This is a genomic window from Fructilactobacillus sp. YLN 2412, assembly GCF_059488745.1.
In genome coordinates, this window is sequence record NZ_CM183165.1 from 1,013,073 (window position 1) to 1,039,922 (window position 26,850).

General features: G+C 34.1%; 22 protein-coding genes. 4 read left to right on the top strand and 18 right to left on the bottom strand.

Annotated features, from left to right (window positions below; genetic code table 11):
• Window positions 1-29: 29 nt before the first annotated feature.
• From uvrA to AC0GLR_RS05215, 14 genes are all read right to left on the bottom strand, one after another.
• Window positions 30-2,894 (bottom strand): excinuclease ABC subunit UvrA, encoded by a 2,865-nt coding sequence (gene uvrA / locus AC0GLR_RS05150; RefSeq protein ID WP_495604405.1) that lies wholly within the window; start codon window positions 2,892-2,894, stop codon window positions 30-32.
• Between the two features lie 14 nt (window positions 2,895-2,908).
• On the bottom strand, window positions 2,909-4,912 hold the full coding sequence (gene uvrB, locus AC0GLR_RS05155; RefSeq protein WP_495604406.1) for an excinuclease ABC subunit UvrB: 2,004 nt from the start codon (window positions 4,910-4,912) through the stop codon (window positions 2,909-2,911).
• Window positions 4,913-5,041: 129 nt separating this feature from the next.
• Complete coding sequence (gene trxB, locus AC0GLR_RS05160; protein WP_495604407.1) at window positions 5,042-5,971, bottom strand: thioredoxin-disulfide reductase; 930 nt, start codon at window positions 5,969-5,971, stop codon at window positions 5,042-5,044.
• Window positions 5,972-6,168: 197 nt separating this feature from the next.
• On the bottom strand, window positions 6,169-7,056 hold the full coding sequence (gene galU, locus AC0GLR_RS05165) for a UTP--glucose-1-phosphate uridylyltransferase GalU (protein ID WP_495604408.1): 888 nt from the start codon (window positions 7,054-7,056) through the stop codon (window positions 6,169-6,171).
• A gap of 26 nt (window positions 7,057-7,082) precedes the next feature.
• Complete coding sequence (locus AC0GLR_RS05170; protein ID WP_495604409.1) at window positions 7,083-8,099, bottom strand: NAD(P)H-dependent glycerol-3-phosphate dehydrogenase; 1,017 nt, start codon at window positions 8,097-8,099, stop codon at window positions 7,083-7,085.
• Window positions 8,100-8,110: 11 nt separating this feature from the next.
• A complete protein-coding gene (lgt, locus tag AC0GLR_RS05175; RefSeq protein WP_495605420.1) occupies window positions 8,111-8,929 on the bottom strand; it encodes a prolipoprotein diacylglyceryl transferase in 819 nt (272 codons plus the stop codon).
• On the bottom strand, window positions 8,926-9,903 hold the full coding sequence (gene hprK, locus AC0GLR_RS05180; RefSeq protein WP_495604410.1) for an HPr(Ser) kinase/phosphatase: 978 nt from the start codon (window positions 9,901-9,903) through the stop codon (window positions 8,926-8,928). Before hprK ends, lgt begins: the two co-directional genes overlap by 4 nt.
• A 48-nt stretch (window positions 9,904-9,951) precedes the next feature.
• The gene (locus AC0GLR_RS05185; protein ID WP_495604411.1) at window positions 9,952-10,332 is read right to left on the bottom strand and encodes a phage holin family protein; all 381 of its coding nucleotides are present in this window, start codon (window positions 10,330-10,332) and stop codon (window positions 9,952-9,954) included.
• A gap of 24 nt (window positions 10,333-10,356) precedes the next feature.
• The gene (locus AC0GLR_RS05190) at window positions 10,357-11,514 is read right to left on the bottom strand and encodes a PDZ domain-containing protein (protein WP_495604412.1); all 1,158 of its coding nucleotides are present in this window, start codon (window positions 11,512-11,514) and stop codon (window positions 10,357-10,359) included.
• A 16-nt stretch (window positions 11,515-11,530) separates the two neighbouring features.
• A protein-coding gene (prfB, locus tag AC0GLR_RS05195; protein WP_495604413.1) for a peptide chain release factor 2 occupies window positions 11,531-12,641 on the bottom strand; the annotation gives its coding sequence in 2 pieces (ribosomal slippage) (window positions 11,531-12,568 and window positions 12,570-12,641; 1,110 coding nt in all).
• A gap of 52 nt (window positions 12,642-12,693) precedes the next feature.
• A complete protein-coding gene (gene secA / locus AC0GLR_RS05200) occupies window positions 12,694-15,060 on the bottom strand; it encodes a preprotein translocase subunit SecA (protein ID WP_495604414.1) in 2,367 nt (788 codons plus the stop codon).
• Window positions 15,061-15,235: 175 nt separating this feature from the next.
• Window positions 15,236-15,769: a ribosome hibernation-promoting factor, HPF/YfiA family gene (hpf, locus tag AC0GLR_RS05205; protein WP_495604415.1), complete on the bottom strand. Its 534-nt coding sequence runs from the start codon at window positions 15,767-15,769 to the stop codon at window positions 15,236-15,238.
• 93 nt (window positions 15,770-15,862) lie between these two features.
• A complete protein-coding gene (locus AC0GLR_RS05210; protein ID WP_495604416.1) occupies window positions 15,863-16,543 on the bottom strand; it encodes a ComF family protein in 681 nt (226 codons plus the stop codon).
• Window positions 16,536-17,861, bottom strand: coding sequence for an ATP-dependent helicase ComFA (locus AC0GLR_RS05215; RefSeq protein WP_495604417.1), 1,326 nt, complete (start codon window positions 17,859-17,861; stop codon window positions 16,536-16,538). Before AC0GLR_RS05215 ends, AC0GLR_RS05210 begins: the two co-directional genes overlap by 8 nt.
• A gap of 38 nt (window positions 17,862-17,899) precedes the next feature.
• Between AC0GLR_RS05215 and AC0GLR_RS05220 the strand changes: the two genes are divergently transcribed.
• The 3 genes from AC0GLR_RS05220 (at window position 17,900) to lrgB (ending at window position 19,796) form a co-directional block, all read left to right on the top strand.
• Window positions 17,900-18,541, top strand: coding sequence for a YigZ family protein (locus AC0GLR_RS05220; RefSeq protein ID WP_495604418.1), 642 nt, complete (start codon window positions 17,900-17,902; stop codon window positions 18,539-18,541).
• An 87-nt stretch (window positions 18,542-18,628) separates the two neighbouring features.
• On the top strand, window positions 18,629-19,045 hold the full coding sequence (locus tag AC0GLR_RS05225) for a CidA/LrgA family protein (protein WP_495604419.1): 417 nt from the start codon (window positions 18,629-18,631) through the stop codon (window positions 19,043-19,045).
• Window positions 19,046-19,058: 13 nt separating this feature from the next.
• The gene (gene lrgB, locus AC0GLR_RS05230) at window positions 19,059-19,796 is read left to right on the top strand and encodes an antiholin-like protein LrgB (RefSeq protein ID WP_495604420.1); all 738 of its coding nucleotides are present in this window, start codon (window positions 19,059-19,061) and stop codon (window positions 19,794-19,796) included.
• Window positions 19,797-20,000: 204 nt separating this feature from the next.
• Here the strand turns inward: lrgB and AC0GLR_RS05235 are convergent, their stop codons facing one another.
• From AC0GLR_RS05235 to AC0GLR_RS05250, 4 genes are all read right to left on the bottom strand, one after another.
• Entirely contained in the window at window positions 20,001-21,839 is a 1,839-nt protein-coding gene (locus AC0GLR_RS05235; protein ID WP_495604421.1) for an APC family permease, read from the bottom strand.
• 144 nt (window positions 21,840-21,983) lie between these two features.
• Window positions 21,984-23,609, bottom strand: coding sequence for a chaperonin GroEL (groL, locus tag AC0GLR_RS05240; RefSeq protein ID WP_495604422.1), 1,626 nt, complete (start codon window positions 23,607-23,609; stop codon window positions 21,984-21,986).
• A gap of 40 nt (window positions 23,610-23,649) precedes the next feature.
• A complete protein-coding gene (gene groES, locus AC0GLR_RS05245) occupies window positions 23,650-23,934 on the bottom strand; it encodes a co-chaperone GroES (protein ID WP_054646409.1) in 285 nt (94 codons plus the stop codon).
• A gap of 145 nt (window positions 23,935-24,079) precedes the next feature.
• On the bottom strand, window positions 24,080-24,715 hold the full coding sequence (locus AC0GLR_RS05250) for a redox-sensing transcriptional repressor Rex (RefSeq protein ID WP_495604423.1): 636 nt from the start codon (window positions 24,713-24,715) through the stop codon (window positions 24,080-24,082).
• 154 nt (window positions 24,716-24,869) lie between these two features.
• Between AC0GLR_RS05250 and AC0GLR_RS05255 the strand changes: the two genes are divergently transcribed.
• Window positions 24,870-26,819 (top strand): ABC-F family ATP-binding cassette domain-containing protein, encoded by a 1,950-nt coding sequence (locus AC0GLR_RS05255; protein WP_495604424.1) that lies wholly within the window; start codon window positions 24,870-24,872, stop codon window positions 26,817-26,819.
• Window positions 26,820-26,850 lie beyond the last annotated feature (31 nt).

The following is a 26,850-nucleotide window of genomic DNA, read 5'->3' on the forward strand; positions in this document are numbered from 1 at the left end:
AATCGACATATTAATCGATTCTTTCAAAATTATTTATTTGCCTTTAATGCTGCTTCTGTTCGTTTTGTATCTCGTTCTAAGATTGGTTTTAAATATTTACCAGTATAACTATCTTTAACTTGAACAATTTGTTCGGGCGTTCCAACTGCTACCACGTTTCCACCAGCTGCTCCACCTTCAGGTCCCAAATCAATGACATGATCAGCTTGTTTAATCACATCCATATTATGTTCAATAATAAGAATGGTATTACCAGCATCAACTAGTTTTTGTAAAACTTCCAGCAAACGCTTGATATCATCAGTGTGCAAACCAGTCGTAGGTTCATCGAGAATATAAAAATTTTTACCTGATGATTGTTTGTGTAGTTCCGAAGCTAATTTCATTCGTTGAGCTTCACCACCTGACAAAGTAGTAGCTGGCTGCCCTAGTTTTACATATCCCAAGCCAACATCTGCAATCGTTTGTAATTTGCGAGTTATTTTAGGAATTGCTTTAAAAAAGACCAAAGCTTCTGAAACTGTCAAATCTAAAACTTCAGCAATATTTTTACCTTTATATTGAACTTCTAAAGTTTCAGAATTATACCGTTTCCCATGACAAACTTCACAAGGAACGTATACGTCAGGAAGAAAATCCATTCCGATTTTTAAAATTCCATCTCCATGACAAGTTTCACAACGGCCGCCTTTAATGTTAAAACTAAAACGTCCTTTTTGATAGCCACGCATTTGCGCTTCATTAGTTTTAGAAAACAAATCACGGATATCATCAAACACTCCTGTATAGGTTGCTGGATTACTCCGTGGAGTCCTACCAATCGGACTCTGATCAATGCTAACCAGCTTTTCAATGTTTTTATATCCAGAAATTGATTTGTAATTACCTGGCTTTTCAGAATTATTATTTAGTTTTTGTGCCAATGCTCGTTTCAAAATGTCATTTACAAGAGTTGATTTACCTGATCCGGAAACTCCTGTCACCACATCAAATTCGCCAAGTGGAAATTTAACTGTAATATCTTTTAAATTATTAGCTTGAGCTCCTTTTACTATGACATTTTTACCATTCCCCTTACGACGTTGTAAGGGAACTGGAATAAATTTCTTGCCAGATAAATATTGCCCAGTTAATGATTTTGGATTTTTGGCAACTTCAGCGGGTGTCCCAGTGGCCATAATTTTACCACCATTTTGGCCAGCACCTGGACCCACATCTACTAAATAATCAGCTGCCATCATCGTATCATGATCATGTTCAACAATTACTAAAGTATTACCTAAATCGCGCATTTTTTTTAAAGAATTGATTAGTCGATCATTATCTCGTTGGTGAAGTCCAATTGATGGTTCATCTAAAACATATAATACACCAGATAGATTAGAACCAATCTGAGTTGCTAACCGAATCCGCTGTGCTTCTCCACCTGAAAGTGTCCGCGCTGAACGGGATAAAGTTAAATAGCTCAGACCAACATTCAATAAAAAATTCAACCGATCAGTAATTTCTTTAATAACTGGCTTTGCAACAACTGAATCTTGTTCTCCAAATTCTGCATGCTTAAAAAACTCGTGTTCATCAGTGATATTCATAGCACAAACTTCACCAATATTTTTACCATTAACCTTAACTGATAATGCCTTGCGATTTAAACGCAAACCATCACACGTCTGACAAGTTAACTCACGCATATATTTACGCATTTGATCACGCGTATAATCGCTATTTGTTTCTTTAAAACGACGTGCAATATTATTAATCACACCTTCAAATGGTGCATCAACATCCCGAACACCGCCAAAATCACTATGATAGTGAAAGTGAAATTTTTTCTTTTTAGAACCATATAACAATAAATCACGTTGCTTTTTAGGTAATTTACGAAACGGTACATCCATCTTAATGCCAAAAGCAGTTGCAGCCTGTTTCAATAATTCAGGATAATATTTTGAACTGATCGGATTCCATGGTTCAATTACCCCTTCATTTAAGGTCTTATTCTTATCCGGAATTACTAAGTCCTCATCCACTTCTAATTTTACTCCTAGACCATCACAGTCAGGACAAGCTCCTAAAGGAGAATTAAAAGAAAATAGACGCGGCTCTAATTTACCAACTGTGAATCCACACACAGGACAAGCATAATGTTCAGAAAACAGCATTGGTTCTCTTTTACCAAGAAAATCAATATTTGCATAACCATCACTAAGCCGTAATGCGGTTTCTAAGGAATCAGATAAACGAGAATTAATTCCATCTTTTACCACAATCCGATCAATTACAATACTAATATCATGTCGTTTGTTTTTATCGAGTTCAATATCATCAGAAATATCGTGCATTTCTCCATCGACTATAACTCTAACAAAACCTTCACGTTTAATTCGCTCAAAAATTTTTTTATGCTGGCCACGTTTAGAACGAACAATTGGAGACATAATTTGTAGCTTAGTTCGTTCTGGTAAGGCCATGATTCGCTCAATCATTTGATCAATTGATTGACTCTTTATTTCTGTCCCATCATTAGGGCAATATGGTGTTCCAACTCGTGCCCACAATAATCGAAGATAATCGTTGATTTCAGTTACAGTGCCAACCGTTGAACGTGAATTTTTAGAAGTAGTCTTTTGATCAATAGAGATTGCTGGACTAAGACCTACAATTGAATCCACATCCGGCTTGTTCATCTGACCTAAAAATTGACGTGCATATGATGAAAGACTTTCAACATAACGTCGTTGTCCTTCTGCATACAGCGTATCAAACGCTAAAGAACTTTTCCCTGAGCCTGACAAGCCCGTCATTACAACCATTTGGTTCTTGGGAATATCTACATTAACATCTTTTAAATTATGTTCACGGGCACCTCTGATTTTAATTACATCATTTGCCATCTTATCACCTCATTTCACATTTGTTTTTTTAATTTCTTAATCGTATCTCGTAATGATGCTGCTTGTTCAAAATCAAGCTGTTTAGCTGCTTCACGCATCTCATCACTCAAATTTTTCAGCATTTGTTTTTGTTCTTTAGTAGTCATTTGTTCAAAATCAGATTCCACAAATGGTTTCTTTTGATTATATTGATCATCTTCAGTTTGTTTATAAGCAGAAATTGATTTTGAAATCGGTTTAATAATTGTTGTTGGCGTAATATGATGTTCTTGATTGTATTTAATTTGAATTTTCCGTCTTCGAGCAGTTTCATCCATTGCAGCTTGCATTGAATCGGTAATATGGTCTGCATACAAAATAACGTGACCATTTTCATTCCTGGCAGCTCGACCAATAGTTTGAATCAAAGAACGAGTATTTCGTAAAAATCCTTCTTTATCAGCGTCTAAAATCGCAATCAAAGACACTTCTGGAACATCAATTCCTTCTCGTAATAAATTGATTCCAATCAAAACATCAAATTTACCCAAACGTAAATCACGTAAAATTCTAGTTCTTTCTAACGTTTTAATATCACTATGCAAATAACGAACCTTAATACCTAAATCCTTTAAATAGTCAGTTAAATCTTCTGACATCTTTTTGGTCAGAGTAGTTACAAAAGTTCGTTGATTATGCTTAATTCGTTCGTTAATTTCTCCCACCAAATCATCCATTTGATCTTTGGTAGGTCGAACTTCGACGGTTGGATCTAACAAACCAGTTGGTCGGATGATTTGCTCAACCACCTGACTACTATGTTCAAGTTCATAATCACCTGGGGTTGCTGACATATATACTACTTGATTAATATGCTTTTCAAATTCATTGAAATCTAAAGGACGATTATCGTAAGAACTAGGCAAACGAAATCCATAATCAATTAATTGCTTTTTCCGTGCTTTATCTCCCTTTAACATCCCATGAACTTGGGGAATCGTTTGATGAGATTCATCGATAAACATCAAAAAATCCTTGGGAAAGAAATCTAATAAAGTATAAGGTGGTTCACCTGGTTTTCTTCGATCCATATATCGAGAATAATTTTCAATTCCAGTTGTATAGCCCATCTCACGCATCATTTCAATATCATAAGTGGTTCGTTGTTTTAACCGCTGTGCCTCTAATAATTTCCCTTCTTTTTCCAACTTATCGACTTGTTTTCCCATATCAGTTTTAATTTCAGGCAAAGCAACTTTCATTATCTCATCATTCGTTAAGAAATGAGTTGCTGGAAAAAGCGTCACTGTTTCTGGCTCACCTAAAACTTCTCCAGTCAATGTGTTTACTTGAGTGATTTTATCAATCTCATCGCCAAAAAATTCAATTCGATAGGCATTTTGTGTTCCAGAAGCAGGAAATACTTCAACAGTGTCTCCATGAACTCGGAAACGACCCCGATCAAAATCAATATCATTACGTTGAAATTGAATATTAACTAATTTACGCAATAAAGTATCACGATCAATTTGATCGCCAACATGAAGAGAAATAGTGTGATTCTGATATTCTTCTGGATTACCCAATCCAAAAATTGATGAAACAGATGCTACCACAATCACATCGTTACGTTCTAATAATGCACTAGTAGCAGCATGACGTAACTGATCAATTTCATCATTAATAGAAGCATCTTTTTCAATATAAGTATCGCTAGAAGGGACATAGGCTTCTGGCTGATAATAATCATAATAGCTGACAAAATATTCAACTGCATTATTGGGAAAGAAATTCTTTAATTCATTATATAATTGACCTGCCAATGTTTTATTATGTGCTAAAACAAGCGTTGGCTTGTTTTGATCTTTAATAATATTGGCCATCGTGAATGTTTTACCAGTTCCAGTTGCTCCTAGTAGTGTTTGTTCCTTATCACCTTTTGCTAATCCAGCATCTAGTTTTTTAATTGCCTCCGGCTGATCACCAGTAGGTTTATACTTTGAAACTAAATCAAATTTTTGATGTGACTTTGTAACCATAAAATACCTCATTTTTAAATTCATCTATGAAAATTGCCTAATAATATTAATTCTAGCATACGAACATACTTTCGCAAAATAAAATGATAAAAAAAGAAGCAGAATTAAATCTGCTTCATATTTATTAAATTATTTTGTTTTAACTGATTCCACATAATCAAAAATTGCTTGCCCAGCTTCACCACCATCACCAACAGCGGTCGTAATCTGTCGTAAATGCTTCTTGCGAACATCACCCACAGCATAAATACCTGGGACTTTAGTTTCCATCTGGTCATTAGTATCAATCCAACCAGCTTCATCGGTTATTCCAATATCATTAAAGGCATCAGTCATTGGTAAAATACCAACATAAATAAAGACTCCAGCCGCTGGGATGGTTTCACTAGCATTAGTTTGATTATTTTTAACCTTAACTCCAGTAACTTTTTTGCCATTACCTTCGATTTCTTCAACTTCACTATTCCAAACAAACTCAATATTATCTTTTGCAAAAGCACGTTCTTGCAAAATCTTTTGAGCACGTAGTTTATCACGACGATGAACCACAATTACTTTAGCAGCAATATTAGAAAGATAAGTTGCCTCTTGAATGGCTGAATCACCGCCACCTACAACTACAACAGTTTCGCCTTTAAAAAAGGCCCCATCACAAACCGCACAATAAGAAACTCCGCGTCCACCATATTCCTGTTCGCCTGGAACATCTAGTTTGCGATATTGTGAACCAGAAGCAATCACTAACCCAGGAGCTTCATACTCATCGTCAGCAGTTTTAACAATTCTACGATTACCTTCAATATCAATCCCAGTAACTTCTCCATAACCATATTCAACACCAAATTGGGTACTACTATCATACATTTTTTGGGAAAGATCTGGACCTAAAATTGATTTAAAACCAGGATAATTTTCAATCTCAGCGGTATTATTCATTTGACCGCCATACACACCCCGATCAAGCATCAAAACTGATAACTCAGCACGTGATGCATAAAGAGCTGCAGTCATCCCAGCAGGGCCTGCTCCAATTACAATTACATCATATTTTTTTGTCATGTTAACCTCCTCAATCAATAATGCATCATTATCACTCGAACATTTAGTAAAATAAGTATAGCACATCCAATGAATACTTTTAATTTATAATCATTTCGAAATTAAGATTGCACACAATTAATACTAACATATATTCAACCTAATCGTTATTATTTAAGTCTAAAAAAAATATCGATATTAATCGATATCTTTTTTTATTACTGGTCTTCTTTTTCTAATCTTTTACCAATTTTTTTGAGATATTCACGGAATTCACCTTTAATTTCTGGATGGTTAATTCCATATTCAATGTTAGTCTCAAGCCAACTTAATTTGTTTCCAGTATCAAATCGTTTACCTTTAAATTCATGAGCAAATACTCGTTGTTTTTTATTTAAAGTATCGATTGCATCCGTTAATTGAACTTCATTTCCCTTACCAGGTTTTGTATTTTCCAATACTTCAAAAATTTCTGGAGTAAACAAGTATCTTCCAATAATAGCAAGATCACTTGGAGCATCTTTGGGATTTGGCTTTTCTACAAAAGTCTTCACATCATAAAGTCCTGGTTTAACCTCATCAAGCGGATCAATTACTCCATATTTAGAAGTATCTTCATGGGGAACATTCATAACTGCTAAGGTAGAAGCTCCGGAATCTTGATAACTTTCAATTAATTGTTTGGTTAACGGAACTTTATCTTGCATCAAATCATCACCAAGCATAACTACGAATGGATCATTGCCAATAAAACTCTTCGCTGTTAAAACAGCGTCCCCTAATCCATCTGGATATGCCTGACGAATGAAGTAAATATTCATTTCATTAGTTTTTTCAACTTCTTCTAACATTTTTTCTTTATTTTTCTTTTTAAGATTTTCTTCTAACATATAGTTTGGTGAAAAATGATCTTCAATGGCACGTTTACCTTTACCAATCACAATTACTAAGTCAGTAATTCCGGAAGCTTTAGCTTCTTCAACAATATATTGAATTGTTGGCGTATCAACAATTGGTAACATCTCTTTAGGCATTGCTTTTGTTTCCGGCAAAAATCTAGTTCCTAATCCAGCGGCTGGAATAATCGCTTTTGTAACTTTCTTCATCTCTATCTACACTCCTATGTAATTATCTATCCAATTTCTGAACGACCTTCACGGGTCATTAATTTGTTGATTGCTTCTTTGACTGTTTCTTGCTTATTTAGAACAGAATGAATTGCTGTAGTAATTGGCATTTCAACTCCACATTCCTGAGCTAAATCATATGCGGCCTGACTAGTAGCTACACCCTCGATTACCATGCCCATATCTTTTACAATATCATCAAGTTGCTTACCTTTTCCAAGCTGATAACCAGCTTTCCAGTTTCGTGAGTCACTACTAGTTGCAGTTACAATAACGTCTCCCATACCAGACAATCCAGTAAAAGTCAGTGGATTAGCACCAAATGAAACTCCTAAACGAGAAATTTCTGCAACACCACGAGTCATTAAAGCAGCTTTAGCATTATCGCCATAGCCTAGTCCATAAAGCGCACCAGCAGCTAATGCAATAATATTCTTTAGAGCCCCGCCAATTTCAACGCCAATTATATCATTATTTGTATAAACACGAAAATAATCATTCATAAATAGTTTTTGAAAATGAATAGCAGAGGGCAAATCTTCACTAGCAGCCGTTACCAACGTTGGATCATGTTTAGCAACTGCTTCTGCTTGACTTGGACCTGAAATAACAGAAACCGTTTTACGATTTTTAGGTTCAATTTCTGCTTCTAAAACCTGAGAGATTCTTTCATGAGTTCCAGTTTCCAAACCCTTACTACCATGAATAATATATGGCTTAATGTTTAACTGATCTAAAATTTGATTAACTTGTTTAGCAACTGAACGAGTTGCTTGAGAAGGAACAATAAATAAAATATCATCCACTCCTTCAATTGCTTCCTTTAAATCTGAATAGGCTTTTAAAGATTTAGAGAAAGTGAAGTCTTTAATATACTTTTTATTAGTATGTTTTTCGTTCATTTCTTGCACTTGAGCAGGATTATGTGACCATAAACGAACATCATGTCCATTTTCATTCAAAATCTCGGCTAACATACTACCCCATGAACCTGCACCAAGAACTGCAATTTTTTCTGTCATACTTTTCTCCTTCAAACTTGATAATTATACCACACCAGATTTTGATCGTTCTTACGACGATATAGCAATACAGCAAGAGCTCCAAAAAACAAAATGATGGACAAAATTTGAGAAATACGAAATGTTCCAAACATTAAGCTATCAGTTCTCATACCTTCTGTAAAGAATCGGCCAAAAGAATACCACATTACGTAAGCTAAAAATACTTCTCCCCGTTTAAATAACCTATCAGAATGCCGCATAATCATCAACAACGCAAATCCAGTCAAATCCCAAATTGATTCATAGAGAAAAGTTGGCTGACGATACATCCCATCAATCAGCATCTGCTGAATAATAAAGTGGGGCAAGTGTAAATGACGCAAAAAGGACAATGAAGTCACTGCCCCATAAGCTTCTTGGTTCATAAAATTACCCCAACGACCGATTCCTTGTGCCATAATCACGGTTGGAGCAGCAATATCAAAAATTTGCCAAATTGATAAATTGTGATGCTTACAATAAAAATAAATAAATATGCCAGCACCTAACAATGCTCCGTAGATAGCTATCCCGCCATCCCAAATTGCAATAATTTCTTCTGGGTGCCGAGCATAGTATTTCCATTGAAAAATAACATAATAGATTCGAGCAGAAATAATCGCAATTGGAATCGCCCATAAAATCATATTATATAAGACATCTTCATTTAATCCTTGTCGTCTGGCTTCTCGCATAGATAACCAAATTGCAATTAAAACTGCAGAAGCAATGATAATTCCATACCAGCGTACGTGAAATGGTCCAAAATTAATGGCAACCGGATTCATGGCTAATATACTAAACATTATTTACCCTCATTACTATCATTTTTAGACTTATCATTTTGACCATCATTTTTTTCATTTTTCTTAATGAGACCATTTAATTCTTTATTAAAAACATCAGTAGCGTTATATCCCATTGAATTTGCTCTAAAGTTCATTGCTGCGGTTTCAATAATAATCGCTAAGTTTCGACCAGGTTTAACAGGAATATTCAATTCTTTTAATTCCACGTCGAAAAATTGCACCGTATCATGATTATTCCCTAAACGATCATATTTAGTATCCTTGTTCCAGATATCTAAATGAACAACCAAGTCAACTTTTGTTTCAGAACGGACTGCTCCGGCCCCAAACAATGTCATCACATCAATAATTCCAATTCCTCGAATTTCTAATAAATGGCTTAGGATTTTAGGAGCTTGTCCAATTAAAGCCTGCTCATCACGTTGATAAACCTCAACTCGATCATCAGCAATCAATCGATGACCACGTTTAACTAACTCAAGGGCGGTTTCACTTTTACCAATTCCAGATTCTCCAGTAATCAATACACCAAGTCCATAAACTTCAACCAAAACACCATGAACTGATTTTCTAGGTGCTAATTTGGCTTCCAAAAAATCAGTCATATTACTTAAAACACGTGAAGTATTTAACTTCGACTCTAGTATTGGAATATGCGCTTTTTTAGTAGCATCAATCAACTCCTGAGGCGGTTCTAAATCAGTTGAGATTACAAAGGCGGGAGTATCTGGCTGACACATCCGATTCATATAATCTTTTAATTTTTCTTCTGGCAAATGTTTTGCAAATGAAGTTTCAGTAATTCCCAAAAGCTGGATTCTTTCTGAAGGATAATAATCAAAATAACCCGTCAGTTCCAACCCAGGACGAGAAATATCACTAGTGGTAATAGGACGATCTAAGTAGTCTTCACCCGAAAAAACTTTTAAATGGGTGTTGTCTACTAATTCTTTCACACTAACACTCTTAACCATAACGAACCCTCCTTAACTAATATTCTAATTTTAACACTTATTAACAATTTAATTTTGCCATAAAGATGTAGTAATCACATAGTTAAACAATGACATTAATAATGAAACTACAAAGATAGTTCCAAATGAAGAAAACTGAAAAGCACTTCCCATTAAATACGAAGTAAGTTCTAACATAATGGCATTGATAAACAAGTTAAATATTCCAAAAGTCAAAATATTAATTGGCAAAAACAAGAGCGACAAAATCGGCTTAACTAATGTTTCTAAGATAGAAAAAACAACTGCTGCTCCCAAAGCTACTTTCCAATTTTCAATGTAAAAAACATTTTGGAATAATCCAGCAAAGGCTAAAAACAATACAAAATTAACCAATATTCTACTAATAAAACGCATATTATCTCCATCTATCATCAAATTAACTGTCATAAAAAAAGCGCCACTCGGGCACTTTTAATTATTGGGGAAAGTAACAATTCCAATCTCGTGAGGAGATCCAGCATAAATCGCAGATTCCTTCATTTCCAAACGATTGTTTCGATTTTTAATTTTTAAACGACAAAAAGTTGGATTACTCTGTAATGCTTTATATAATTGATCTTCAGTTTTAACAGGTTTCCCATTGACTTCTTGAATCAAATCACCGATTTGCAGATTCATCTTAGCAGCTGGAGTATTGGGTTTGACAGCCAGAATTCTAATCCCATCAATTGATTGTTCAACTGTTTTGCTTTCATTTTGATCAACTTTTTTATAGTGACGTAAAATCAATAAATAAGCAACAAAAATAACTACAATGCTACCAATATCAAACCAAAGATTTTTCCAGATAAAAGCATCAATCATTAACCCAAAACTCAACCAGGCCAGCCAGCCAATTGCATTTGCCATTCTTTTAAGTAATTTTTCAGGCATTTCGCCCATAAATTTAAATCTAAATCCAATTAAAAATGGAACCACTAAAATTGTCAGTTTAGCCCCAAAAATTTTAAATACCGGCCATAATGGAGAAGTTGATTCAAATAAACTTCCAGGTACGAACAATACCAAAGGAACAACTGTCATTTTATTAAATACATATGATGCAATTTTATTACCTCTAATATTTTTACTAATGATTGGAGAATTTACTGATTTGCGATTAATTTTCAAAAAAATATATTGAATAATCAACATCGCTGTAATCAAAGCTAAAAAATCTAATCCTTCCGGCATCGTATTTTGCATGGTGATTTTAAAGTTTCCACTAATAATATTTGAATAAAATTTATTTCCAAATATTAAAATAATAATCATTGTTCCAAATAAAATCGTAAATGGAATCATCAAAACTGGGATTAATAACGCGATTGTAATGGCAATTTCATAAAAAAGAATCCAAACATAAGAAACTTCAATTCCAATCAGTGATGTAAAAAGCGACCCGATAATTCCTAGCACAATTAACGAAATAAAAAAGGTCCGCATCTCTGTATTTTTAGGATTAATAGCACTATCATACAACGATCGTTCCCGATTCAAACGAGAGCGATAAGACAAATAAGTTCTAATTATCCCTAACCAAAAAGTAGGTACAATTAAGAAAAATAAAATATTTAATGCTAATTCCATGATTTAGTCACCTTTATTAATTTTTTTGTTGTAATTTCCATTGTAAATAATCATTAATAAATGGATTAAGGTCGCCATCCATTACTGCTTTTCCATTTGCAGTTTCATGATTGGTTCGATGATCTTTTACCATCGTATAAGGATGAAAAACATAAGATCGAATTTGCGAGCCCCATCCAATCTCTAACTGTTTACCCTCTAACTTGGCTTTTTCTTGTGCTTTTTTTTCTTGTTCAAGTTCGTACAACTTTGATTTTAACATATTCATTGCAGTTACTCTATTCTGCAATTGTGAACGTTGTGCTTGACTGGAGGTTACAATTCCAGTTGGTAAATGCGTAATTCGAACCGCAGACGAAGTTTTATTGATATGCTGACCACCAGCACCACTTGAGCGAAAAACATCAACTCGTAAATCATCAGGCTTAATCTCAATATTAACGCTTTCATCTAATTCAGGCATTACATTCACAGATGCAAACGAAGTGTGTCGTCGATTAGCTGAGTCAAAAGGAGAAATACGAACTAAACGATGAACGCCTTTTTCAGATTTTAAATATCCGTACGCATTATGACCTTTAACTGTAAACGTCACACTACTAATTCCTGCAACTTCTCCTGGTTGATAATCATCAATTATAACCTTAAAGCCATTTTGATCAGCCCAGCGTGTGTACATCCGTAGTAACATTTCAGTCCAATCTTCTGCTTCTGTACCCCCAGCTCCTGGATGAATTTCAATAATAGCATTGTTTTCATCATACTTACCGTTTAATAATTGCCCAAGTTTATATTCATTTAAATGTTTTTCTACTTTTTCAAGTGTTATTTCAAATTCTTGTTGTAAGGCTGCATCGGATTCTTCTTCTAACAATTGCAATGTAAGTTGTAAATCTTCGCATTCTGTTGCTAAACTATGAAAATTATCATACTTGGTTTTTAATTGATTGTTTTCATCAATCAACTTTTGTGCAGCTTTTTGATCATCCCAAAATCCTGGCTCAGCCATCTTTGATTCGTTAATCGAAATTGCTTCATTTAACTGATCAAGGTCAAAGAGACCTCCCAAAGTGATCAATTTCTTGCTTAATCTCGTCCACTTTTACTTTTGCTTCACTTAATTCCATTATTCATCCTTACTCAAAAAAAGCGAAGAACCACAGTCCTTCGTATTTTTGCTTATCTTTGAATGTTTTGTCTGATTTCAGCTTTCATAAATAAACGGGTAACATCATAATCAATGTCTGCTACCATTTCTTCAAACATTCTATAACCTTCGCGCTGGTATTCAACTAATGGATTTAATTGACCATATCCACGCAGCCCAATTGATTCTCGCAATTGATCCATTGCATCAATATGATTAGTCCAATGTGAATCAACCACTCGTAAAATAACAACTTTTTCAAACTCAAGAATTTGGCTAGGGTCTTGAAGTTCCTTAGTTTTTTCATCGTATGACTTTTCAGCCAATTTCATTAAGTATTGTTTGATTTCTTTAGCAGATTTATTTTGAAGATCTTCAATCCCAATTTCATTTGGACTAACTAAAGAACTAATGGCAAAATCAAGGATGGTATCAAGATCCCAATTCTTTTTATCGCCTTGAGTATGCAAATCTACAATTCTATCAATAGTTCGCTCAATCATAGGCATTAAAACCCATTTCAAAGAATCAGTTTCTTCAATCACACGATTTCTTTCTCCATAAATCACATCACGTTGTTCGGACATAACATTATCATATTTTAAAACGTTCTTTCGGGAATCATAGTTATTACCTTCAACTCGCTTTTGAGCTGATTCAACTTGTTTAGTGATCATTCGACTACGAATTACAGCATCGTCATCTTCAACCTTTAAGGTTTTTAAGACATTTTTAATTCGATCAGAACCAAAACGACGCATCAAATCATCTTCTAATGAAAGATAAAATTGTGAATAACCAGGATCACCTTGACGTCCAGCACGTCCCCGCAGCTGATTATCAATTCTTCGTGATTCGTGACGCTCAGTTCCGATCACTGCTAATCCGCCAACCCCAATTACATCAGGTCCAAGTTTAATATCAGTTCCACGTCCAGCCATGTTAGTTGCAATAGTAACAGCACCTTTTTGCCCTGCGTTTGCAACGATATCTGCTTCTTTAGCATGATTTTTAGCATTTAAAACTACGTGTGGAATCTTTTCTTCATCAAGTCTTTTTGACAAATATTCAGAAGTTTCAACCGCAACAGTTCCTAGTAAAATTGGTTGCCCACGACGATGTAAAGTTTTAACTTTTTCAATTACTGTATCAAATTTTGATTTCAATGTTGGATACAAAACATCCGATTCATCAACTCTGATAACAGGTTTATTAGTTGGAATTGCAACGACATTCATGTTGTAAATTTCCCGAAATTCTTCTTGTTCAGTTTTGGCAGTTCCAGTCATTCCAGCCAGCTTATGATAACGTCTAAATAAATTTTGGTAAGTAATGTTGGCCATTGTCTTACTTTCTTCTTGGATTGTAACGCCCTCTTTAGCTTCCAGGGCTTGGTGCAATCCATCAGAAAAACGCCGACCGTCCATAATTCGTCCGGTAAAGGAATCTACAATTAAAACCTCATCATCTTTGACCACATAATCTTTGTCACGTTCCATGACATAATTAGCTCGCAAGGCTTGGTCTAAATGGTGGGTTAAAGCAGTATTATCAGTATCATAAATGTTTTTTAGGTTAAAAAATTTATCTGCCTTTTTAATCCCTTGTTCGGTTAAAGAAACTGTTTTAGTCTCTAAATCAACCTTATAGTCGTCTTTAGCAGTTAACGTTTTTGCAAAACGATCCGCCTGTTTATAAAGTTCATTTGAACCTTGAGCTTGACCAGAAATGATCAAAGGAGTTCGGGCTTCATCAATTAAAATCGAATCAACTTCATCAACTAAAGCAAAATTTAAAGGACGTTGAACCCGTTCTTCTTTGTAAACCACCATATTGTCACGCAAATAATCAAATCCAATTTCACTATTAGTGGAATACGTAATATCAGCGTCGTATGCAGCTCTTTTTTCATCTGGACCCATATCAGCTTTATTAACACCAACTGTCAGCCCAAGCCAATTATATAATTGTCCCATTTGCTCTGCATCACGTTCAGATAAATATTCGTTAACCGTAACAACATGAACACCCTTGCCAGACAAGGCGTTTAAATAAACTGGCATCGTAGCGGTCAAAGTTTTCCCTTCACCAGTTTTCATTTCAGCAATATTACCTTCATGAAGGACAATTCCCCCCATAATCTGCACTCTAAATGGAGTAAGTCCTAAAACTCGACGGGCTCCTTCACGAGCAACAGCAAATGCTTCTGGAAGCATATCATCTAATGATTCGCCATCTTGAAACCGTTTTTGAAATTCTGAAGTTTTTGCTTTTAATTTTTCATCACTTAATTTGCGATATTCAGTAGAGTAGGAACTTACCTTATCGGCAATTTTACCAAGCTGTTTAACTCGGCGCTTATCGCTTTCTATCCATTTTTTTAAAACATTTGTTGCCATCGATTAATTTCTCCTCAATTGTTTCATTTTAAATAACGTTATTTTCTTCTTAATACTCTATATCTTAACATTTTATTTTGATAATTAAAAACAAGAGTCAAGTGAACCTGTCCCTGACAAGAAAGCCCTGAAAGATGGCTAATTGGTCATCTTTCAGGGCTTAACTAATAAATAATTAACTTTCAGTAGTGATTAATCCATATTCACCATCTTTACGACGATAAACAATATCAATGGTTTCATTATTAATATCCTTAAAAGCATAAAAATCATGATCCAACAAATTCATTTGTAAAATTGCTTCATCAGAATCCATTTGTTTTAAGGGAATTCGTTTTTTACGTACCACTTTAAGTTTAATAGGGTCAGTACCATCCGTCTTAAAGATTATTTTTTCTCCACGAATCTTTGCTTTTTCATTAATTTTTTCTTTGTATTTTTTAATCTGTTGCTCAATCTTTTTAATTGCAGCGTCAATACTGATATTAATATCAGCGGAAGTTGCTTCACCTCGTAACAACAAAAATGGAAAAATAATGGTTATTTCTGCCTTTACATCATTATTTTTGTAACCAATCAAATTAATATGTGCAACGGCACTAACGCCATCTTCAAAATAATCGTCAATTTTACTAACATGCTCTGAAATATATTCACGAACATCGTCAGTAATATCGACATCGTCTCCTCTAACATTAAAAGATAACATTTTAAAATCCCCTTCACAACTGACACAAATCACTCTATCTCTATAATCATCGTTATTTCTATTATAGTTAATAAATCCTTAAATAACAATGGTCTAACGTGCAAGTGTAATACTTCGAACACTTTGAGCACCATTTTCAAATAAAAGTTGAGCTGCATGATGTAAAGTGGTTCCAGTTGTGTAGATATCATCAACTAAACACACATGTTTTTGTTTAATCATTTTAGAATATTTTTCGTTAATCTCAAACGGTTGCTTGGTTTGTAGTCGCTCTAATCGATTTTTTTGAAATTGTGATTTTAATTTTGGTTTTGCGGTAAGTATCTCAACGTAGTTGATTCCTTCTAGCCAGCCTATAACTTGATTAAATTTTCTGACCTCCATAGTAACCTGGTTAATTGGGATTGGAACTACCACTTCATGTTTTTTTATTAATCCAGCCACTTGAACAGCTACTAACTTGCGTAATCTGTAATCTCCTTGAAACTTATAACGATCAATATATTCTTTGATAACACCATCATACGCATATAAAGATTGATTAATTAATTTAACTGAATTAACTTGATTCCATTTTAAACAATCTGCACAAAGTTTGTTGACCGACTGAATTCGATCACATTGGAAACAATGCTTTTTAGTGACTATAGGCTGAAATAATTTTTCACAACGCAAACAAAGATAACGGGTCACAATTGGTTTAAAACTCAAAATAAAATGAATAGATAATGAACTATTAACAAAACCCCCACACCATAAACAACTACTATTCAATTTTTTGACCTCTCCGATTCATTTCAGCAATCTGTTGCCGTGCCAATATCACATTTTTTGAATACCCACCAATAAAACAGTCCACATTACCATATGGACGAGATGCTTTTCGCCCCACTCGACCAGCAATTTGAACCAATGAAGCAGTTGAAAATGAACGTTCATCAGCTCCCAAAATTATCACATCAATTCCTGGAAAAGTAACTCCACGTTCCAAAATGGTCGTAGTAATTAAAAATTGTACCTGTTTTAAACGCATCATTTGTACTTTTTCCATCCGTTGTTCATCTCCTGCATGAACTGTTTCCCAACACTTTTCCCCTTGATATTTTTTAGATAAAACTCGATCAACAACTGCTAAATCTTTAATTCGAGGGACAAAAATTAAAAAACGCTGACCAACTTTGATTTTTTTTAATATCATTTTCACAAATTTAAACGGTAATTTTCCTTGATAAATTTTGATGTTCCAATTAAAACAAAGATGAAGTTTCATTTGCGGTAACAAATGACGATGGAATCGAAGTGGCAAATAAGCAGTCTGATATTGCTGACGCAATTCTTTGCTCGGAGTTGCGGTCATTAATAAACGACAACCATCAACTTTAACAGCTCGTTTAGCAGCCATTTCCAACATTGGATTATTAGCGAATGGAAAGGCATCAACTTCATCTAAAATCAAAATGTCAAAAGCTTGCTTAAATCGCAATAATTGATGCGTAGTACAAATAGTTAGTTGCCGATACTGGTATTTTTCAGTGCTTTTACCATGTAAAAGTATCATTGATGTCTCATGAAAAGCCTCTTGATATCTTGGAAAAAGTTCAACACATACATCTACACGGGGTGATGCAATGGCTACTCGAAGTTGGTGCTTTAGCGCCCACTCAATCCCTGCAAACGAAATTTCAGTTTTACCGGCTCCAGTTACTGCCCATAATAGCAAATCTTGTTGGTGCTTAAATGCCTGTACCACTTGATTAGAACATTGTTGCTGCAAATCGGTTAACTTTCCTTTCCAAGTCAGCGGAAAATCAATTTCTTTAAATTGGTTAATTTCGGGGAAAGCAGCCAGTTTCATCGTACTATCTAATCTTCCTAAATTAACACATTCAAAACAATAATAAACTGTATCTGAGATTCGTGCTGCACTCTTTTCACAATCACTTCCGCATCTAGTACAATGTATATAGGTTTTGTGGATAATAACAGCTGGAACCAAATCAATTTTCTTATGCTTTAACAAGTTTTTTGTTAAATCATCAGCAGGAACGAAGCGACCTGCTATTTCTAACTCATTATCAATCAAGTAACTCACCTCACAAATAAATACGTAATTTAAGGAACTAAATTAATATGGAAAATAAATTTTTAACAATTGCTAACAGTGGTTCACATGAAATTGATATAAAAAAATCAAAATTTATTGCCTCGATTAGTCGAGTTAATTCTGAAGCAGAAGCAAAAGAGTTTATTCAAAATATCTCACAAGCTAATAAAAAAGCTAATCATAACTGCTTTGCTTACCTAATTGGCAAACATGATGAAATTCAACGTGAAAGTGATAATGGTGAACCCAGTGGAACAGCAGGAGTGCCAATGCTAGAGGTCTTAAAGAAAAATAATTTGCATGATACTGCCATTGTTGTAACCCGATATTTTGGTGGGATTAAATTAGGTGCTGGCGGATTAATTCGTGCTTATAGCAATTCTGCTTCACAGGTCATTGAACAAACCGGTATTATAGAAAAAATATTGCAAACTAGAATAAAACTTATCGTCTCTTATAAATTGAATGACAAATTACAATACTTTTTAAAGAAAAATGATTTCATTATTTATGAAACTGAATATGGAAAAGAGATAGAAATCACAACGGCGGTAGCAGCTAATCAAATCGAATCATTTCAAACTAAGATCACTAACTTATTAGCAGGTGATGTCAAAATAAAAAAAGAACATGACGAATATTTTGAAATCCCTTATCGTTCTAAATAATTATCATGAAATTGTATTTTGGACTAAGTTTGATATAATTAATGTTATTGTGAATTAAGTCACATATTTTAAATGAAGGAGTGCGTCATGGAAAATAAACCAAAACCAAAAAAAACAGAAACTTCAATCATTGTTCAAATGGGGATTTTTGCTGTTATTTTATTTGTTTCTTACTTAATTTCAGTCCTCTTTCCAAAAAATTTCCCTGTTCCAGCCCCAGTTGTTGGGCTAATTATTTTATATCTTTTACTCACATTTAAGATTATAAAACCAGAACAAATTGAAAAATTAAGTAATTTTTTAATTGGTATTCTAGCATTTTTATTTGTTCCATCTGGAATTCAATTAGCAGCTTCTTTAGATATTATGAAACATTCTGGGATTCAATTAGTAATCATGATTATTATTTCGACAATTGTCATGTTAGTATCCGTTGCTTTAGTAGCAACCTTTTTAATTTGGTTGCGTAATAAAATGTTTGGTAAAAAAGATGAAGTAAAATAAAAGGAGCAAACTGATGCAAGCAGAATTATTAAAATTTTTAGGTACTCCCATGTTTGGAATCGCCCTTTCATTAGTTGTTTATTTAATTGGTGATTTCCTGTTTAAAAAGACACACGGATTTTTTCTTTTTCAACCTTTATTTGTCAGTATGGTATTAGGAATCTTTATTTTATGGTTAATTGCAAAATCTACTAATATTAATATTACTTGGATTTATACTAATTTATATAAACCTGGTGGTGACATTATTTTCTGGTTTTTATATCCAGCAACAATTGCGTTTGCAATTCCACTTTTCAAACGCAATGATATCGTTAAAAAATACTGGTTAGAAATTGTTTTATCCTTAATTATCGGGTTAGGTATTTCCGTAGTTATTATGTATTTTGTTTCAAAATTAATTGGGTTAAATCATGCTGCGATTGCTTCGATGTTACCTCAAGCAGCTACTACTGCTGTGGCAATGCCAATTGCACAGGGTATTCATGGTATTCCAGCTATTACTGCAATGGCATGTATCTTAAATGCCGTTATTATTTATGCAATGGGTGACTGGTTAATTAAAATTTTCCGACTAAAAAATCCAATCGGAATTGGGTTAGGATTAGGAACAGCTGGACATACATTGGGTTCTGCTAAGGCTTTGGAATTAGGACCAATTGAAGGCTCAATGGCTGCTATTTCAGTAGTTATTATTTCCATAGTGGTTGACATTGTGGTGCCACTCTTTGCAAACCTAGTTCATTTATAATTAAAAAAAGACTGTCTAGTTGGCAGTCTTTTTTAATTATAAATTTTTAAAGTAATTAGCAAAACATTTTGGATAAATTTCTATAAAATCTAACTACATTGTATGAGGGATTGCTTTATTATTTTAATGCACCTTAACTAGATTACTTAGTCAAAAAACAACCACATTAATTAATGTGGTTGTTTTTTGATAAAATTATTATATTTAATTATTCAAGTGGAAATTATAAGTTGCCACAATAATATTTTGTCTAGAGTTTAAAGCAGCTCGTAATCTCAAACCACTTTGGTTATGCAATACTTGTTGCCAATGATGTTTGGGTACGAATTGCGGTACCAAAACAGTCGTCGAATAATTAATTTCTTCATCTTTTCTAGAAATAACGTCACAAAAACGCAATACTGGATCGTTCAGCGAACGATACGAAGTATGAATATTAACAAATCGAATGTCTGGATATTCTTTTTTAAATTTAGCCTCGTTCTTTTTCTCATGTTCTGGATCTGAGTTAAAAGACACATGAACTGCTACCACTTGATCACCAATCGACTTAGCATAACTAATAGCGTCATGAGTCATTTGCGTAACGTTTCCAACTAATACTATCACAGTCGATCCATCATAACTCTTAATAACTGCTTTAGAGTTTGCATTCTTAACACGCAGTTGTTTAGCCACCTGTAGATAATGATTGTGGATGCGATAAAACATATACAAAATCAAAGGCATAATGATTAGATATGGCCAAACGTCTCCAAAATGGAGTGCAAATAAGAAAACAACTAACATTATGGAAATGATGGTCCCAATTAAGTTAATTAACATCTTACCAGGCCAAAATCCCTCTTTATGATGGAACCAGTGAACAATCATTCCTGATTGAGAAAGTGTGAATGGAACAAAAACCCCTACTGCATATAACGGAATCAAAAGATTCGTTTTACCATTAAAGATTAGAATTAAAACGATTGCACCAATAGCCAGTGAAATAATTCCATTTGAATAACCAAGTCGATCACCTTTATCTAAATAAGCATGTGGCAAGTACTTATCTTTGGCCATATTGTAGGCCAAAATTGGAAAAGCAGAAAAACCAGTATTAGCAGCTACCGCTAAAATCAAGGCTGTTGCCATTTGCAATACATAATATAAGAAGCCATGACCAAAGACACCAACACCGATTTGTGAAAGGACGGTATCTTTAGCTCCTGGAATAATCCCCATATAGTAACTTAGAAATGTAATTCCAGCAAAGAAAACGGCTAAAATGGTCGCCATTAAAGCCAAAGTATTCGCAGCATTTTTCCTTTTTGGTTGTTTAAAGTTAGGCACCGCATTACTAATCGCTTCAACTCCAGTTAACGAAGATGATCCAGACGAGAATGCTTTAAAGAACAGTAATAATGTCATTCCTTTAACGGAAGCATTTAATGGAGCATATGCGTGATATGTAATTTTGCCGGTTAAAATATTGTAACCACCTAAAATAATCATGAAAACAATCATGAAAATAAAAAGATACACGGGAACAACTAGAAAAGTTGCCGAATCTTTCATCCCACGCAAATTTAATACCATAATAAACACCACTATAAAAATAGCAATAGGTACCTGATAATTATATAACGACGGTAGAGCAGACGTAATTGCTTCCGTCCCGGACGTTGTTGAAACTGCTACAGTTAACATGTAATCAACTAGTAATGAACCACCAGCAACTAACCCAGCGCCCTCGCCCCAGTTGGTCCGTGCTACCACATAAGCTCCTCCACCAGATGGATAAGCATAAATAATTTGTCGATATGACAAGGTAATAGCTGCCAATAGTACCAACACTAGCAATGCCACCCACATTTGATACATCAAAGCCGCAGTTGATAAAGTAATCAGAACTGCTGTAATCTGCTCCGTACCATAAGCAACTGATGACAATGCATCAGATGATAACAAAGCCAAACCACTGAACTTAGTCAAGGATTGTCCAGACTCATCGTCACTTTTAAGTGGACGACCAATAATTAATCTTTTTAAATATCGCCACATGAACTTTACTCCTATAATTCATTAATTTGCTTCTTCGATTAAAAGCATGTGACTCTTATTGTACTATAATTTTGGTAAAAATCACCAACTGAATAAAAAAAGAAAGTCTACTTTTTAAAGTAGACTTTCTTAGTAAGATTTGAACTACATCATTCCTGGCATACCAGGTTGTGGCATTGCAGGAGTATCATTTTTTTCTTCTTCTGGTTGATCAGCAACAACTGCTTCAGTTGTTAATAACAATGATGAAACAGATGCGGCATTTTGAAGGGCAGAACGACTAACCTTGGTTGGATCAACAACTCCAGCGGCAATCATGTCTTCAAATTTACCAGTAGCAGCGTTATAACCAATTCCTGGTTTTTCTTGTTTTAAATGATCAACGATTACAGCACCATCAACTCCGGCATTTTCAGCAATTTGTTTAACAGGAGATTCAAGTGCACGAAGAACAATATCAACACCAGTTTGTTCGTCACCTTCTGCTTGAATTGCTGCAACGTCTTTCAAGATGTTAATGTATGCAGTTCCACCACCTGGAACAAATCCTTCTTCAACAGCAGCTCTCGTTGCATTCAAAGCATCTTCAATTCTGTATTTACGTTCTTTTAATTCAGTTTCAGTAGCAGCACCAACTTTAACAACTGCTACCCCACCAGCTAACTTAGCTAAACGTTCTTGTAATTTATCTTTGTCAAAATCAGAAGTTGCAGCAGCAATTTGGGTTTTGATTTCAGCAACTCGTTTAGAAATTGCATCTTGGTTTCCTTTACCTTCAACGATAGTAGTCGTATCTTTGGTAACATTAACCTTGTTTGCTTGACCTAATTGTTCAACAGTAGTGTCTTTTAATTCAAGTCCAAGATCATCACTAATAACAGTAGCACCAGTCAAAACAGCAATATCTTGAAGTTGAGCCTTACGACGATCACCAAATCCAGGAGCTTTAACTGCAACTACGTTAAATGTCCCTCTCATTTTGTTCAATACCAAAGTAGGAAGAACTTCACCACCAATGTCATCAGCAATAATTAATAATGAACGACCTTGTTCAACTACTGATTGTAGTAATGGCATGATATCTTGCATGTTGTTAATCTTCTTATCAGTAATCAAGATGTATGGATTATCAAGATCAGCTTCCATCTTTTCTTGATCAGTTACCATGTATTGTGACATGTAACCACGATCAAATTCCATTCCTTCAACAACGTCTAAGCTGGTATCAACTCCTTTAGAATCTTCGATGGTAATTACTCCATCTTTACCAACTTTTTCCATTGCTTCAGCTATTAAGCTACCAACTTTTTTGCTTGCAGATGAAATTGAAGCGATTTGTGCAATATCATCTTTGTTTTCAACTTTATGACTCATTTTGTGAAGACTGGCAACAGCTGTTTCAGTTGCTTTTTCAATTCCTCGACGGACACCAACTGGATTTGCACCAGCAGTAACATTCTTCATACCTTCTTTAACGATTGCTTGTGTCAAAACAGTCGCAGTTGTAGTACCATCTCCAGCAACATCATTAGTTTTTGATGCAACTTCAGATACTAATTTAGCTCCCATATTTTGAAAATGGTCAGGTAAACTAATTGATTTAGCAATGGTAACACCATCGTTAGTGATTGTTGGATCACCAGCTGTTTCTTCTAAAACAACGTTACGACCTTTAGGACCCATAGTAGTTTTAACTGTATCTGCTAGTTTATCAACACCTTTAAGCATTGAACTTCTAGCATCGTCAGAAAATTTAATTTCTTTAGCCATTTTAATCACCTCATAATAATATTTTTAATCGTTTAATTTTTTATTTAATAATTGCGAGTAAGTCGCCTTCGTGCATTACTAAGTATGAATTCTCATCATATTCAACTTTGGTACCTGCGTACTTGTCAAACATAACTAAATCTCCAGTTTTAACTACTGGAGCAACCTTCGTACCGTTATCAAGAACTCGACCTTCACCAACAGCAACTACTTTTCCTTGCGTTGGTTTTTGCTTAGCGTTTTCAGCTAATACAATTCCACCAATTGATTTTTCTTCTTGATCTTGAACTTCAATAATTACACGATCACCAAGTGGTTGTAACATGATAACCCCTCCAATTAATTTCATTTTATTTTGGCACTCGAACTATTCAAGTGCTAACTACATTATTAATATATCGCCATCACCAATTTATTGCAAGAATTTTGCCCAAAATAAAAAGCATTCTAGTTAATTAGAATGCTTGCTACTATTTTTGATCGTAATGATCAATAAAGTAAATTAAAGTTTGTAATTCATTGGTTAAATCAACGTTATGAACGCGAATATCATCAGGAACTGATAATCGAATTGAAGTAAAATTAAGAATTCCTTTTACCCCTGCTTTAGCAACTTGATTGGCAACTTCTTGAGCCACATCTGATGGAACCGTTAAAATCACAACACTAATCTGTTGTTCCTTTAGTTGAGTAACCATTTGACTCATGGGATAAATTGGAACTCCCCCTTGGATAGTGTTAATATTTTTAGGATTGACATCAAAAGCTGCAGAAATGCGAATATTACTATCCTGGTGAAAATTAAAATTAAGCAAAGCATGCCCTAAGTTACCAACTCCGACTAATGCTACATTTGTGAGTCGATCCTGATGTAAAATATTCTTAAAGAATTCCATCAAATTGTCAACATCGTATCCATAACCACGTTTGCCTAAAGCACCAAAATAAGAAAAATCTCTTCGAATAGTGGCTGAATCAACGTGAATAGCGTCTGCTAATTCTGTAGAAGAAACTCGCGTTTTACCACCGTCATGAAGAGTATTTAAATAACGATAATATAACGGTAACCGTTTAGCGGTTGCACGCGGGATTTTTGTTTCTACCATTAATTCATACTCCTTTTATTATTACAAAATTCTAGTATTATTAAGTTTACCACAAAAACAAACGATAAAACTAAAGTTTGTGAAAATCTACTTATTTATTAAACAGGCTTTCTTCTAGAATATGATAAAATTATCACAGAAAGTAGGTGTCTTCGTGATTATATTACAAGCCAATAATCTAACTAAAAGATTTAATGGTGAGATTTTATTTAAAGATATTAATTTAACTATCAGTGAAAAAAGCCATATTGGTCTAGTAGGTCAAAATGGTGCTGGTAAATCAACTCTTTTAAAAATGTTGATTGGTATTGAATCAGTTAGTGAAGGAACAATTACTAAAAAGAAAAATTTAACCATTGGCTATCTCCCTCAAAATACTGGACTACATTCTAATAAATCGATTTTAAATGAAATGGAAACAGCTTTTGCTGGTGTCATTAAAGAAGAACAACAACTTCACAAACTTGAAGCAGAAATCAGTGATTCAACAACAATTGAAAATCCAGAAAAATTAGCGGAAGTTTCAAAACGTTATGATGAATTACAAGCCGATTTCACAAGAAAAAATGGGTATGGTTATAAAGCAGAAATCAGAACAGTTTTAAGTGGTTTTGGTTTTAAAGAATTCGACTTTGATCGTAAAATCAATGAACTTTCTGGTGGACAACAAACTCGCCTCGCCATTGCCAAACTTTTGCTAGAAAAACCACAATTATTAGTTCTAGATGAACCAACCAATCATATTGATATGGAAACTACAGACTGGTTGGAAAATTATTTGCAAGCTTATAATGGTGCACTCTTGATTATTTCTCATGATCGTTACTTTATGGATAAAGTTGTGAATGAAATCTATAATTTAGATAACGGAAAAATGGATTACTATAAAGGTAATTACAGTAATTTCACTAAAGAGAAAATTCATCGTCAAACAATTGCTGAAAAAGATTTTGAAAAACAACAGAAAAAAATCAAAAAAGAAGAAGACTTCGTCAAAAAAAATATTGTAAGAGCTTCTACTACCAAAAGAGCGCAGTCGCGTCAAAAACAATTAGCCAAAATGGAAATCATTGATAAACCCAGTAATACTCACAAAACTGCTAAATTCAGATTTAATCCTGAACGAAAAAGTGGAAATGTAGTTTTAGATGTTGATAATCTAGCGATTGGATATCAAGACAAGATTCTAAGCTATCCCATCAGCATTCACTTAAAACGTTATCAACGAATGGCTGTTTTTGGTCCCAATGGAATTGGAAAATCAACTTTGTTAAAAACAATTTTAGGTCAACTACCTAAAATAAAAGGGACAGTTCAATTTGGCACTGGGGTCAATATTGGCTATTATGATCAGCAACAGGCAAGTCTTCATCATCAAAAAGATGTTTTACATGAACTCTGGGATGATTATCCAACTACTCCAGAAGGCGAGATTCGGTCCATTCTTGGGAGTTTCTTGTTTAGTGGTAATGATGTGGAAAAAAGCGTTGCTAATCTATCGGGTGGTGAAAAAGCACGATTACTTCTAACTAAATTATCCATGAATCATGATAATTTTCTAATTTTAGATGAACCAACCAATCATTTGGATATCGAAAGTATTAATGTCTTGGAAAAAGCCCTTTTACAATTTCAGGGTACGATTTTATTTGTTTCTCATGATCGTTATTTTATTAATAAATTAGCCACTCACATTTTAGAACTTAGTCCGAATGGATCAAAAGTGTATATGGGTAACTATGACTACTACAAGGCTAAAAAAAATGAAGAACTAGAAATTGCTGAACATGAAAAGCAAGAAAAACCAGATACCACAAAACAAGTTTCTAATTTAACTGAAACTAAACAACGTTATCAGGATAAAAAAGCACAACAGCGAGAAATTCGAAAATTAAAAAGAAATATTGCAGATTTAGAAACGCAATTAAGCCAAATTGAAATTGATAAAAAAGAACTTGAACAACAAATGACTTTGTCTGAAAATTATAATGATCGAATTAAAAGTCAAAATTTACAAACTAAGTTGAAAAAAATCAATCAACAACAAGAGCAAGTTGAAACAGACTGGGAAAATGATAATCTAAAATTAGAAGAACTTAATTAGATTGAAAAACGAGCGTCACACTGATTTTATA

Bases quoted from the DNA above. Each gene is read 5' to 3' on its own strand.
- uvrA (WP_495604405.1), bottom strand. From the start codon at position 2,894: ATGGCAAATGATGTAATTAAAATCAGAGGTGCCCGTGAACATAATTTA.
- uvrB (WP_495604406.1), bottom strand. From the start codon at position 4,912: ATGGTTACAAAGTCACATCAAAAATTTGATTTAGTTTCAAAGTATAAA.
- trxB (WP_495604407.1), bottom strand. From the start codon at position 5,971: ATGACAAAAAAATATGATGTAATTGTAATTGGAGCAGGCCCTGCTGGG.
- galU (WP_495604408.1), bottom strand. From the start codon at position 7,056: ATGAAGAAAGTTACAAAAGCGATTATTCCAGCCGCTGGATTAGGAACT.
- AC0GLR_RS05170 (WP_495604409.1), bottom strand. From the start codon at position 8,099: ATGACAGAAAAAATTGCAGTTCTTGGTGCAGGTTCATGGGGTAGTATG.
- hprK (WP_495604410.1), bottom strand. From the start codon at position 9,903: ATGGTTAAGAGTGTTAGTGTGAAAGAATTAGTAGACAACACCCATTTA.
- AC0GLR_RS05185 (WP_495604411.1), bottom strand. From the start codon at position 10,332: ATGACAGTTAATTTGATGATAGATGGAGATAATATGCGTTTTATTAGT.
- AC0GLR_RS05190 (WP_495604412.1), bottom strand. From the start codon at position 11,514: ATGGAATTAGCATTAAATATTTTATTTTTCTTAATTGTACCTACTTTT.
- secA (WP_495604414.1), bottom strand. From the start codon at position 15,060: ATGGCAACAAATGTTTTAAAAAAATGGATAGAAAGCGATAAGCGCCGA.
- hpf (WP_495604415.1), bottom strand. From the start codon at position 15,769: ATGTTATCTTTTAATGTTAGAGGAGACGATGTCGATATTACTGACGAT.
- AC0GLR_RS05220 (WP_495604418.1), top strand. From the start codon at position 17,900: ATGGAAAATAAATTTTTAACAATTGCTAACAGTGGTTCACATGAAATT.
- AC0GLR_RS05225 (WP_495604419.1), top strand. From the start codon at position 18,629: ATGGAAAATAAACCAAAACCAAAAAAAACAGAAACTTCAATCATTGTT.
- lrgB (WP_495604420.1), top strand. From the start codon at position 19,059: ATGCAAGCAGAATTATTAAAATTTTTAGGTACTCCCATGTTTGGAATC.
- AC0GLR_RS05235 (WP_495604421.1), bottom strand. From the start codon at position 21,839: ATGTGGCGATATTTAAAAAGATTAATTATTGGTCGTCCACTTAAAAGT.
- groL (WP_495604422.1), bottom strand. From the start codon at position 23,609: ATGGCTAAAGAAATTAAATTTTCTGACGATGCTAGAAGTTCAATGCTT.
- groES (WP_054646409.1), bottom strand. From the start codon at position 23,934: ATGTTACAACCACTTGGTGATCGTGTAATTATTGAAGTTCAAGATCAA.
- AC0GLR_RS05250 (WP_495604423.1), bottom strand. From the start codon at position 24,715: ATGGTAGAAACAAAAATCCCGCGTGCAACCGCTAAACGGTTACCGTTA.